The 11,762-nt window shown below is 64.4% G+C and carries 9 protein-coding genes; 2 read left to right on the forward strand and 7 right to left on the reverse strand.

Annotated features, from left to right (window positions below; all coding sequences use genetic code 11):
* Positions 1-31 precede the first annotated feature (31 nt).
* Positions 32-1,150, forward strand: a complete 1,119-nt coding sequence (gene ald, locus ACQCSV_RS00410; RefSeq protein WP_354158400.1) for an alanine dehydrogenase — start codon at positions 32-34, stop codon at positions 1,148-1,150.
* Positions 1,151-1,249: 99 nt separating this feature from the next.
* Here ald and ACQCSV_RS00415 read toward each other — a convergent pair whose 3' ends face one another.
* The 7 genes from ACQCSV_RS00415 to ACQCSV_RS00445 all read right to left on the reverse strand — a co-directional run bounded on the left by ACQCSV_RS00415 (position 1,250) and on the right by ACQCSV_RS00445 (position 11,075).
* Complete coding sequence (locus tag ACQCSV_RS00415) at positions 1,250-2,782, reverse strand: S8 family serine peptidase (protein ID WP_354158401.1); 1,533 nt, start codon at positions 2,780-2,782, stop codon at positions 1,250-1,252.
* A gap of 189 nt (positions 2,783-2,971) precedes the next feature.
* Positions 2,972-4,042 carry a Gfo/Idh/MocA family protein gene (locus ACQCSV_RS00420; protein WP_426938989.1) on the reverse strand — a complete coding sequence of 357 codons (1,071 nt, stop codon included), beginning with the start codon at positions 4,040-4,042 and terminating at the stop codon, positions 2,972-2,974.
* Between the two features lie 106 nt (positions 4,043-4,148).
* Entirely contained in the window at positions 4,149-5,867 is a 1,719-nt protein-coding gene (locus ACQCSV_RS00425) for an ABC transporter family substrate-binding protein (RefSeq protein ID WP_426938990.1), read from the reverse strand.
* Positions 5,868-5,916: 49 nt separating this feature from the next.
* The gene (locus ACQCSV_RS00430) at positions 5,917-8,148 is read right to left on the reverse strand and encodes a dipeptide ABC transporter ATP-binding protein (RefSeq protein ID WP_426938991.1); all 2,232 of its coding nucleotides are present in this window, start codon (positions 8,146-8,148) and stop codon (positions 5,917-5,919) included.
* Complete coding sequence (locus ACQCSV_RS00435; protein ID WP_354158408.1) at positions 8,145-9,119, reverse strand: ABC transporter permease; 975 nt, start codon at positions 9,117-9,119, stop codon at positions 8,145-8,147. The genes ACQCSV_RS00430 and ACQCSV_RS00435 overlap by 4 nt, the downstream gene beginning before the upstream one ends.
* A gap of 2 nt (positions 9,120-9,121) precedes the next feature.
* Positions 9,122-10,105 (reverse strand): ABC transporter permease, encoded by a 984-nt coding sequence (locus ACQCSV_RS00440; protein ID WP_354155677.1) that lies wholly within the window; start codon positions 10,103-10,105, stop codon positions 9,122-9,124.
* A 361-nt stretch (positions 10,106-10,466) separates the two neighbouring features.
* On the reverse strand, positions 10,467-11,075 hold the full coding sequence (locus tag ACQCSV_RS00445; RefSeq protein ID WP_354155676.1) for a helix-turn-helix domain-containing protein: 609 nt from the start codon (positions 11,073-11,075) through the stop codon (positions 10,467-10,469).
* 122 nt (positions 11,076-11,197) lie between these two features.
* Here ACQCSV_RS00445 and ACQCSV_RS00450 point away from each other — a divergent pair, with 122 nt between their 5' ends.
* Positions 11,198-11,755: an NADPH-dependent FMN reductase gene (locus ACQCSV_RS00450; RefSeq protein WP_354155675.1), complete on the forward strand. Its 558-nt coding sequence runs from the start codon at positions 11,198-11,200 to the stop codon at positions 11,753-11,755.
* Positions 11,756-11,762: the final 7 nt, after the last annotated feature.

Below are 11,762 nucleotides of genomic sequence, written 5' to 3' on the forward strand. Positions count from 1 at the left end.
GCCTAACCGGTCTGAGAATATGGAGCCACAAATGATCATCGGTGTCCCCAAAGAGATCAAGAACAACGAATTCCGCGTCGCCATCACCGCTGCCGGCGTTCACGAGTTCCGCACCCACGGCCACACGGTCCTGGTGGAGCGCGGCGCCGGCCTGGGCTCAGGGATCACGGACGAGGAATACGCGATCGCCGGCGCCGAAATCGTGGCCGAGGCAGATGACGTCTGGGGCCGGGCCGACATGGTCATGAAGGTCAAGGAACCCATCAAAGCCGAGTACCACCGCTTCCGTAAGGGCATGATCCTCTTCACGTACCTCCACCTGGCCGCCGAGCCGGAACTCACGCAGGAACTCATTAACTCCGGCGTCACCGCGATCGCCTACGAGACCGTGCAGGAAGGCCGCACGCTGCCGTTGCTGGCCCCCATGTCCGAGGTTGCCGGCCGCCTTTCCGTGCAGGTAGGCGCCACGTCCCTGATGGCACCCGCCGGCGGCAAAGGCGTCCTGCTGGGCGGCGTACCGGGTGTCCGCCCGGCGAAGGTGGTTGTGCTTGGCGCCGGCGTGGCAGGCACCAACGCCGCCGCGATGGCCCTGGGCCTAGGCGCCGACGTCACCATCCTGGACATCAACATCAACCGCCTCCGCGAACTCGATGCCCAGTACCAGGGCCGGCTCAAGACCGTGGCCTCCAACAAGTACGAGATCGAAAAGTCAGTGGTGGACGCGGACCTGGTGATCGGCTCCGTCCTGATCCCCGGCGCCAAGGCCCCCAAGCTCGTCACCAACGAACTCGTGGCCCGCATGAAGCCCGGCTCCGTGCTGGTGGACATCGCCGTGGACCAGGGCGGCTGCTTCGAGGACACCCACCCCACCACGCACCAGGAACCGACGTACAAGGTCCACAACACGATCTTCTACTGCGTCGCCAATATGCCCGGCGCAGTTCCCAACACGTCCACCTACGCGCTGACCAACGTCACCCTGCGCTACGCAGTGGCCCTGGCCAACCTGGGCGTCCGCGCCGCCTTCGACCGCGACCCGGCCCTCGCCGGCGGCCTCAACATCGCCGGCGGCCACGTGGCACACCACTCCGTCTCCGAGGCACACAACCTGCCCCTCGTGGCGGACTGGCACGAACTGGTCTCTGCATAGTCACGAATCAAAATAGGCGAGAACGACGGCGGGTCCCCGGCTTCCGAGCGAAACCGGGGACCCGTCGTCGTACGTTAGTCGTTGCTCAAGGGCTGCGCGTCAGCCGTCGATCGCGCGCAGTGCGTTCACCTGGCCATGACCGTTGAACCCGTTGTAGCCCACACCGCCCTGGCAGGTCTGCGGTGCATCATTATCCGTGGCCGGGAACGGGGCGTACACACTCATGTCCGCCGGGCAGGCCATCTTATCGGCGGTGTTGTTGATCCGCGAAGCCACGGAGCCAGGGTTGCTGACTCCCGTGCTCACCACCAGCGCCGCGACACCGGCAACGTGGGGTCCGGCCATCGAGGTCCCCTGCAGGTAGCAATACTTGGCGCCCGAGTCCACCACCGGACGGGTGCAAGGCGCTGCGGATGGCCAGGCGGACAGCACGCGTCCGTTGGGGGCGGCCGCCGTCTGCTGCAGGATCGAGTCACCACCGGGTGCAATCACACTAACGGCGCCGACACCGTAACTGGAGTAGAACGACTTGATCAGCTTGTTGCCGTTGGCGCTCACGCCGATCACACCGGGAACTTCCACCGGAACCACGGCGCAGGCGTTGGTGATGTCCCGCGTGACCGGCGTGGTGTCATCCGGGCTGGTGACATCCTGGGTGGGATGGGCCAGATCGTCTGACTGGTTGCCGGCCGATGCCACTACTGTGGTGCCGTTTTGCTGGGCGAACTTGATGGCCCGGCGCTCGGCTTCCCAAATAGCCCGCTGCCCCGGGTCATTTTTGCAGTTGAAGAGCCAGGGATCGGCAAAATAACTGTTGTTGGTGACCTGGATACCGTTCGATCCCGCCCACATGAAGGCGCAGACCACTGCCTCGGGGAAGAAGAATCCGTCATCGTTGCCGGCCTTGATTCCAGCGATCTTGACGTTGGGGGCAACGCCCACCATTCCTATGCCGTTTTTAGCTGCCGCGATGGTGCCCGCAGTATGTGTCCCGTGACCGTTATTATCCATCCACGCCGCCGGGTCCTGGTCCGGGACGCCGCCAACGCAGGAAACGCTCCTGGAGAAGTCAACGTTCGGGGCCAGATCCGGGTGCGTGTAGTCCAGGCCGGTATCGATGTCACCCACCACAACGGAGGAACTTCCACCATTGATGGCGCGGGCTTCCGGAGCCTGGATCTGGTCCATGTCCCACTGAAGCGCGGCCAGGTTGTCATTGCCGGGCGCGGGAGTGCCGGGCTCAATGGCCGCCACAGCCGCACCGGAGTTGTCGTCTTCGACAGCCACGGCGAAGCCCGCTGTCGAAGACGCCCCCTGAACAGAAGAGTCTGAGGCTCGCAGGGCCGCATCAAAGCCGCCGCGGCCTGACTCCACGATAGCCACACCGATCTGCGGATACGCCTGAACCACCATGCCCCCGGCGGCCTGCACTGCCTTGAGGGATGCACCGGAAACCCCATTGGACTTGTACAGGACGATGTACGTCTGGGTCCCGGTCTGCGTGGAGGCCTGTGTGCCGGTCTGCGTCGACAGCACGCCCGCCGAAACCGCCGCAGGAGCCGCGGCGGCCGACAGGCCAATGGCAAGCGCTATCGCTCCGATAGGCGCCACAAGCTTGGTGAATCTTTGCATGGTGTTGCTCCATTTCTGCCAGCCTGGGCAAACCCGCGATAGCAAGCGGCCCCTGGCAAGGGTCGGTAGTCACGATCCTGACGGCTGTTTGCCCAGGATCCTTTTGGGCACACCAGCCCAACAATGAGGTGTGGCCCGCAACAACAGACTTTAGTGACTCACTTCACAGCATTTCAATAGCCGCAGGTTTCACGAGCCGGCGCAATCAACTGCCCGGGCCGATTCGATGATCTCCAGCACCTGCACTGCGTCGGCCGGGTCCACGGGGAGGGGCAGGCCTGAGGAGGCGCCGCCGTCGAGGATCTTATCCGCCAGCAGCCGGTAGAACTCCGGGTAGGCGCCACGTTCCGTGGGCAGCGGATCGAGGTGGCCGTCGCGGCCCAGGGATCCTGCCCATTCCGGCGCCTCAACGCCGAATTCCGCGTCCAACGGGCTGCCGCCGGCACCAATGTACGCCTCCTGCGGGTCCAGGCCGTGCTTGGTGAAGCCGCCGGTTGAGCCGAGGACCCGGAACCGCGGGCCTGACTGGGCGCACAGCACGTTCATGGTGAGGTGGCTGAGGACGCCAGACACATGCCGGAGGACCACGAACGCGTCGTCGTCGGCCTTCCCGTCGGGACGCCGGACCCCAAGTTCTGCGTGGATGACGATGGCTGGCCCGAACAGCTGCAGGGCCTGGTCGATGAGATGCGTGCCGAGGTCGAAGAGCACACCGCCGCCATCGGCCGCCGTGGCGCTGGCTTTCCAGGCCTTGGAAATCACCGGCGCCCAGCGCTCGAAGCTGGACTCGAAGCGGGACACGTCGCCCAAGGCGTCGCCGGCGAGAAGGTTCCGGAGGGTCAGGAAATCGCCGTCCCAGCGCCGGTTGTGGAAAACGGTGAGCACGCGGCGCAGCCCTTCCGCCAGTGCCACCAGCTCTCGCCCCTCGTCACTGCCGACAGCGAAAGGCTTATCGACGACGACGTCGAGGCCAGCTTCCAGGGCGGCCTTCGCCAACGGAAAGTGAGTTGCCGGCGGGGTCCCCAGCACCACCAGATCAAGGTCCCCGGCGAGCGCAAGGACAGCATCGCCGTCGGGCACTGTTTTGGTGCCCGGGTACCGACTGGTCGCGGCAGCCTGCCTCGCGGCGTCGGACGTGGCGATTACGTCAAGCGAGTAGCGGGGATCTGCCGCGATGAGCGGCGCGTGGAATACGCTGCCGGACAGGCCATAGCCGACGACGGCGGTGCGGATACGGCGTTCGGGTTCAGTCCAGGTCATAGAGCAAAGTTACCGCCGCAGATATCGCAATACGACGAAGGCCGGCAGTTCCCGCGTGCGGGTTGTGCCGGCCTCCGCCGTATCGCGCGGGTTCAGTCAGGAAATGCTACTTCTTGATCCAGCCCAGGTTGGTCCAGTCCGGAACCTGGGAGAGGCTCTGGAACAGGGACGGGCCGTAGTTGGCCAGGCCGGTGCGGACGAAGGAGATCTGCGGGCCGTTCATCACAACTCCCATGGAGAAGTACTTGGACATGTGCACCTTCTCAACGTCCATGGCTGCCTTGTTCCGCTCGGCGTTGTCCTCGATGGATGCAAGATCGGCAATTTTCTTGTCCAGCTCGGCGTCGCCCAGGCCGTTTTCGTTGGTCTTGGAGTCGTAGTACTGCTTGACGGCGTCCGTGGCATCCGGGCCGACGGTGTAGCCGGAGACGCTCATGTCGAAGTCGCGGCCGCCGATGACCTTACCGAAGTCGGCCGAGGCGCGCTGGTCAATGCCAACATCCATGCCGCCGGCCTGGAGCTGCTTCTGCAGGGTCTGGGTGAAGGCAAGGGTGGTGGGGTCGTCACCGAAGTTGCTGATCTTGAAGGCGGCGGGCTTGCCGTCCTTCTCCATGATTCCGGCGGCGTTGGGCGAGTAGCCGGCGTCAGTCAGGACCTTCTTGGCAACGTCTGCGCCGGTTTCCTTCACCGGGTAGTTGTCCTGGTAGTAGTCCGAGAACGGCAGGACCATCATGGAACCGGAGCTGGGCTCTTCCCAGTTCAGGCCATTGAAGCGGACCTTGCGGAGCGCCTCGCGGTCAACTGCCGCGAAGATGGCTTCACGGACTGCCACATCAGTGACCTTCTGGGCGTTGATGTTCATGCCACCTGCGAAGAGACGCTGGCCGCGGCGGACCTCGGAGTCCTTGGTACCCTCCAGTTGCTTGTAGAGGGAGATGGTGTTGGCTGACATGGCGTCGATCTCGCCGTTCTTGAAAGCGGCGATCTGCGCGCTGGTCTCCAGCTGGCGGAAGACGACGTTTGCCAGGACCGGCTTGGTACCCCACCACTTGTCGTTGGGAACCAGCGTTACCGTCTTGGCTGCGGTGTCGTACTGGTCCAGCTTGAACGGTCCGGCCATCCACTCGGGGTGCATTTCGCCGTTGAAGCCCTCGTTGAAGAGTTCAGGCGTGTTCACAGCAGGGTGGATCAGGCCGAAGAAGAGGGCATCCAGCGGGTAGACCGGTTGGGTGGTCGTGACAATGACTTCCTTGTCGCTGCTGCCGGCCTCAACGGACTCAACGAATTCGTAGGCTCCGGAGCTCACGATGTCGTACCCGGCATCCGGGCTCTTCAGGATGTTCCAGGTGTTCTTGAAGGCCTTGACGTCGATCGGCGTGCCGTCGTTGTAGGTGGCCTTCGGGTTGACCTTGATGGTGACGGTCTGCTTGCCGTCCACCACCTTGCTCTCCACTGACTCGCAGAAGTCCTTGTTCGGTGTGGCCTTGCCGACGAAGTCGACCTTCCAGCAGCCGCCGATGCCGCCGCTGTTCACGGCCACCGGGTTCATGGGGATCTGCAGGGCGGAGTTGTCCGCGCTGTTGCCGTTGTTGGAGAACCCGTTGAAGTCGGGCCCGATGTTGCCGAGCGGCAAGGTGACCTTGCCGCCGGGCTCAAGATCAGCGGCCGGCTTCTCGTTGATGCTGATGAGCCTGGCGAGGTCGCTGCCTATCCCCTGCCCCTGAGCGGTTTCCGGTCCGGTGGGTGTTCCTCCACCGCCGCAGGCCGTCAGCGTCAGGGCTGCGGCAATGGCCGTTGCGCCGCCGATCTTGGTCAGATTCCTCATGGGTTTCCCTTCATAGGTGCGGGTGATGTTTGTGATGGGTCGAAAAAATCTAGGGTGCATGGGGTTCCGCTGTTTCGTGGACCGCCAGCATGTGCTCGTCCAGTTCGCCGTCCGGGAAGAAGCAAGCGAACTGCTGGTCCGGCGCGGGCACCGGACCAGCCTCCACAACCTGCACCGCCCCCGTAGGCTGCACCGGTTCCAGGGGCGGCTCCAGCGTCAGGCACTGCTCCTGCTTCGCAGCGGGAAGCGCCGCGAATACGGGGCAGCGCGTGGCGAAGTTGCAGCCCTTCGGCGCATCCAACGGGGACGGCAGGTCCCCCTGGAGGATGATCCGCTCCCGGGTGCGCTCGAACTGCGGGTCCGGGACAGGGATCGCGGACAGCAGTGCGCGGGTATACGGGTGGCGGGGGTTATCGAAGACCCGGTCAACCTCACCGATTTCCACGATCTTGCCCAGGTACATCACCGCCACCCGGTTGGAGATATGGCGGACCACGGAGAGGTCGTGGGCCACCATCAGGTAGCTGAGTCCCAGCTCGGCGCGGAGCTTATCCAGGAGGTTGATCACGCCGGCCTGGACCGAGACGTCCAGCGCGGACACCGGCTCGTCCAGGACCACCAGTTTGGGGTTCACGGCCAGGGCCCGGGCGATGCCGACGCGCTGCCGCTGGCCGCCGGAGAACTGGTTGGGGAACCGGTTGACGTGATCCGGCTGCAGGCCCACCAGTTTCATGAGTTCCATGATGCGTTTTTTGATGTCCGGCTTGCTGAGTCCGGCGTTCTGCAGCGGCTCGGCCAGGACCTCGTAGACGGTGAAGCGGGGGTCGAGGGCGCCGGTGGGATCCTGGAAAACCATCTGCATTTCCCTCCGCATGGCGCTTTTGGTCCTGGCATCGGCGGCCTGCTTGTTGCTGATGCCGCCGATGATCACCTCGCCGTCCTGGTCCTTGTGGAACTCCATAATTTCCAGCAGGGTGGTGGTTTTGCCGGATCCGGACTCCCCCACGATCGAGAAGCACTCACCTTCGCGGATGTCGAAGCTCAGGCCGTCCACGGCCTTCACCGTACCGATGCGCCGCTTGAGCAGCGCGCCTTTGGTCAGCGGAAAGTGCTTGCGGACATCCTTGAGTTCCAGCACGGTTGAGCGTTCTCCGCGGGGGATGAGGTCAAAGCGGGAGACCGGGACGGGCGGGGCGGAAAAGATCTCATGGACATCCACGTCCGCGCCGAGGGAACCGGATTTGATGCACGCCGCCTGGTGGTAGCCACTTCCCGGAACCGGGTCCAAGGAGGGCTCGCCGTCCAGGCAGGCATCGGTCACCAGCGGGCACCGCGGCGCGAAGGAGCAGCCGGCGGGGGTGTGGAGGAGGTTTGGCGGGATGCCGTCGATGGGGACCAGCGAGGTTTTCTCCGCGACGTCCACTCGGGGCACTGCCCCGAGCAGACCCATCGTGTAGGGCATCCGGGGATCGTAGTAGATGTCATCCACGCTGCCGGTTTCCACCGGCTTACCGGCGTACATCACCATGATGTCGTCGGCGATGCCCGCCACCACGCCCAGATCGTGCGTGATCATCACGACGGCGGCGCCAGTTTCCTCCTGCGCCGTCTGCAGCACCTCAAGCACCTGGGCCTGAATGGTGACGTCCAGGGCCGTCGTCGGCTCATCCGCGATCAGTACGCGCGGGTTGTTGGCGATGGCGATGGCGATCATCACGCGCTGGCGCATGCCGCCGGAGAACTCGTGCGGAAAGGCCCTGAGCCTGTTCCTGGGGCTGGGAATGCCCACCATCGCCAGGAGTTCGACGGCGCGGGTTTCCTTCGCCGCGTTGCTCATGCCCGGGTTGTGGATGGTGAGGGCCTCAGTGATCTGGGTTCCCACCGTGTACACCGGGGTGAGGGAGGACAGCGGGTCCTGGAACACCATGGCGATGTCGTTGCCGCGGTAGGCACACATGGCTTTGTCGCTGAGGCCCAGCAGTTCCTTGCCATTGAGCCTGACCGAGCCGGAGATCTGGGCAGTGGCGGGCAGCAGGCCCATGATGGCCAGCGACGTCACCGACTTGCCGGACCCGGACTCCCCCACGATTCCCAGGGTTTTGCCGGGCATCAGGTCGAAGTTGACGCCCCGAACGGCATGCACAGCCCCGTTTTCGGAGTTGAAGCTGACGTTCAGGTCCCGGACGGACAGGACAGCGTCCGACGGCGAGTGGAGGCCGGCGACGTGGAGCCTCTCGGCGGCGGTGGGGGCCGGGTCAGCCGGCTCAAGGAAGGTGCTCATTTGCTCTTCGTCTCTGCGCTGTTTTTCTTGGCCCGGCCAACCGAGCTGGAGCTCGGATCAAAAGCGTCACGCAGGCCATCGTTCATCATGGCCAGGGACCCCGTGAGCAGGAACATCACGGTGAGCGGGACCCAGAACATCCAGGGGAAGGTCTGGACCTGGGACGTGGCGCCGCCAATCAGCACGCCGAGGCTCACATCCGGCACCTTGATGCCGATGCCAATGAACGAGAAAGCCACTTCGGCCAGGATGGCCCCGGTGACGCCGCGGGTGATGTCCAGGACCAGCAGCGATCCGATGTTGGGGACCAGGTGCCGCCACACGATGCGCCGCGGCGGGACGCCCATGTACTGGGCCGCCTTGACGAAATCCCGCTGCATCAGCGACATGGACATCGAGCGGATAAGCCGCGCGGTCCCCATCCAGCTGAACACCAGGAGCACGATGATCAGCAGGAGCCAGCTGGGGAGGTTCTTCTTCAGGCCGTCCCCTCCGCCGCTGGTGGCCACCGCCACCACCAGCAGGGCTGGCATCATGATGAGCGCTTCCAGGACGAAGAGCATCACCTTGTCCACTTTTCCTCCGAAGTAGGCCATGGTGCAGCCGTAGACCGCGGCGACCAGGACGGATACGAGGCCCACAACCAGGCCGATCAGGATGGAGATCCGGGTGCCTTCGACGGTCATGGCGTAGAGGTCGATGCCGGCCTGCGACGTGCCCAGGAAGTGGTCACCGGACGGCGGCATGCCGATATTGAAGGGGTCGAGAGTTTCCTTGTCCCAAGGCGTAAAGAACCCGCCGACGAAGGAGAAGAGGGTCAGGCCAAGGAAGATCGCCAGCCCTGCGACGGCTGTCTTGTTCCGCATAAATCGCCGGAAAATGATGGTGGACTTGGCAATCACTACATCGGCGCTTTCGAGGTGCGCTTCCTGCGCGACCGCTGCCGGATCAATGGCGTTGAGGTTGGTCATGGCTACTGCACCCTCACTCTCGGGTCCACAAGCGTGGTGGCGAAGTCGGCGAGGATGGCGCCGAGGGCGAAGATGACCGAGCCGTAGGCGAGGGTGGCCGTGGCCGCGTTAACGTCCTGCAGCGAGATGGCGTCAATGCTCCAGGAGCCCACTCCGGGCCAGGCGAAGATCTTCTCCGCGAAGAAGCCGCCGGCGAAGATAGCAGGGATGGTGAACGCGATGCTTTGGGCGACCGGGATGAAGGAAACCCTGAGAGCGTGCCGGGTGATGGCCTGGTTGCGCGTCAGCCCCTTGGCGCGCGCCGTCCGGACGAAGTCCGCATTGACGTTGTCCAGCAGGTATTGGCGCTGCGCGATCTGGTACGAACCCCAGCCGACCAGGGTGATGGCGATCGTTGGAACCGCATAATGACCCACCATGTCCACAAACTGGGCCCACCCGGGCTGCATGCCCGGCGTGGAGATGCCGGTCACGAAGAAGATGCGCTCCCCGACGGTTTCGTTGATGTTGATGGCACCGAGCTGCACCAGGAAGTAGGCAATGGGGGCGGGCACGATGTACGCGAGGTAGCTGTAGGAGGTGATCACCCGGTCCTGGAACTTGTACTGCCGGGCCGCCGAGTACACCCCGAGGGCGACGCCGATGACAAGGGTCAGGACGATGGATGCCAGGAAGAGCCGGGTGGAGATCCAGACGCGGTCCCCGAATTCAGCGTTGATGAATGCGCCGTTGGGGCTGCGTCCCCAGTCCCAGCGGGTCACGATCCCGGTGAGCCACTCCACGTAGCGCTCCCACGGGCTGAGGTCCGGGTCCAGGCCTTTCAGGCGCATGGAATTGGCTACTTGCTCGGGTGTGGGACGGGGAATCCGTTCCTGTTCGAGGAGCGCCGGCTTAAGCGAACTTACCGCCAGGAAATAGCCGGCAGACGTGGTCAGGAAAATCATGAAGACGTAGGTGATGCCGCGCTTGGCGAGGTACCTGATCATTTGGCAGCTACTTCAGGATCTTTGCCACCTGGACTATGGACGAACACTCCAAGGGGTCACCTTGGGCTGGCAACGGAGTTCCTGCCTTCACTGCATCCACGTTCCATATCCTTCCGATTTCCCCGGCCCGCAACGGGTCTCGCCGCCACCGGGTTTCCACCAGCGTGTAGCCGGTCTCCCGCGACCAGCTCAGGTTAAGTCCGGGTGGACTATGTTGCGGGTCACATTCCAGAGGAAACTACCACAGAGTAGCGTCTGGAATGCGGGCACCTGCGCGGAATCCGTGCCCGCCGTATCAGATTGTTATGAATAATTCAGTGGAATTGATGTGACTGGACGATTCGCCAGATTTAGGCGTAACCTACCGCCCGCGGACCACGCGAGTGACAAGGTCCCGCCAGGAATCGGTCAACCGCTCGGGCGCCAGACCTTGGGCGCGGACCGCGTGCAGGAGCCGGTCCGGATCCAGCGTGGCGGCTAGGGACATGGCCATCAGCAACGGGTCCGCATCCATGCCTGATTCCCGCAGGAGGTGCTCGATATGGCGCTGCCACAGTTTGACTGCCGGGACCTCGTAGCGGCCGTGGTGCGAAGACTCAGCAGCCCTCGCCAGGTCCCCGTGCTCCATCACATACGCGATCCGCTCCGCACCGAAGGCGATCAGCCGCTCCAGCCCCGGAGCGCCCGGCCCCAGTGGCGGAGGGCCGAACATAAATCGGGCTTGGAAGGCGGCCTCGGAATCGCTCAGCAACGTCATCATCAGCCCGGCGCGACTGCCGAACCGGCGGAAGACGGTGCCCTTGCCCACGCCGGCCCGCTCGGCCAGCCTGTCCATGGTCAGGGCATCCGGGCCGCACTCGGCAATCAGCTCCCGCGCCGCGCACAAAAGCCGCTCACGGTTCCGCGCAGCGTCACTGCGCTCAGCGGGCGGCCCGGAGAGCGAACCGGGTAGCAGTGGGATAAAGCTCACAGTCCATATCCTAGTCCCGGGAATAATAATCGGACTACGGTCCGTTTAGACAATGAAGGCATCAAGCCTCCACCCTTCCACCGGCCAGCGGTCCCGTCCGCAGCCTGACCCCAGGAGTCCATATGTCGAAGAGCACCGTTCTTACCCTTGTTGGCAGCCTCCGCGCCGAGTCCACCAACCAGAAGCTCGCCGAAGCCATCCAGCTGAACGCCCCCGAGCAGGTTGACGTAGTCATCCACGAAAGCCTGGGCAACATCCCGTTCTACAACGAGGACATCGACGTCGAAGGCCAGGTTCCCGCCGCTGCCGCCGCCCTCCGCGCGGCCGCCAACGAAGCGGACACCCTTCTCCTGGTGACCCCGGAACACAACGGCACGGTGCCCGCATCGCTGAAGAACGCCATCGACTGGCTGTCCCGCCCTTTCGGCGCCGGCGCCCTCTCCGGCAAGCCCACCGCCGTCGTCGGTACCGCATTCGGCCAGTTCGGTGGCGTGTGGGCCCAGGACGAAGCCCGCAAGGCTGTGGGCATTGCCGGCGCCCAGGTGCTTGAGGACGTCAAGCTCGCAGTCCCCGGCTCCATGGTCCGCTTCGCCGAGCTGCACCCGAAGGACGACGCCGAGGTAGTGGAGCAGATCAAGGGCGTCTTTGACGCACTCGCCGCCGCCCAGCCGGCAGCGTAAGGCAGCC

Source organism: Pseudarthrobacter sp. S3, from assembly GCF_050156905.1.
GTDB lineage: Bacteria > Actinomycetota > Actinomycetes > Actinomycetales > Micrococcaceae > Arthrobacter.

Excerpts from the sequence above, each read along its gene's own strand:
- ACQCSV_RS00450 (WP_354155675.1), top strand. The coding sequence starts at position 11,198 with ATGTCGAAGAGCACCGTTCTTACCCTTGTTGGCAGCCTCCGCGCCGAG.
- ACQCSV_RS00415 (WP_354158401.1), bottom strand. The coding sequence starts at position 2,782 with ATGCAAAGATTCACCAAGCTTGTGGCGCCTATCGGAGCGATAGCGCTT.
- ACQCSV_RS00420 (WP_426938989.1), bottom strand. The coding sequence starts at position 4,042 with ATGACCTGGACTGAACCCGAACGCCGTATCCGCACCGCCGTCGTCGGC.
- ACQCSV_RS00425 (WP_426938990.1), bottom strand. The coding sequence starts at position 5,867 with ATGAGGAATCTGACCAAGATCGGCGGCGCAACGGCCATTGCCGCAGCC.
- ACQCSV_RS00435 (WP_354158408.1), bottom strand. The coding sequence starts at position 9,119 with ATGACCAACCTCAACGCCATTGATCCGGCAGCGGTCGCGCAGGAAGCG.
- ACQCSV_RS00430 (WP_426938991.1), bottom strand. The coding sequence starts at position 8,148 with ATGAGCACCTTCCTTGAGCCGGCTGACCCGGCCCCCACCGCCGCCGAG.
- ald (WP_354158400.1), top strand. The coding sequence starts at position 32 with ATGATCATCGGTGTCCCCAAAGAGATCAAGAACAACGAATTCCGCGTC.
- ACQCSV_RS00440 (WP_354155677.1), bottom strand. The coding sequence starts at position 10,105 with ATGATCAGGTACCTCGCCAAGCGCGGCATCACCTACGTCTTCATGATT.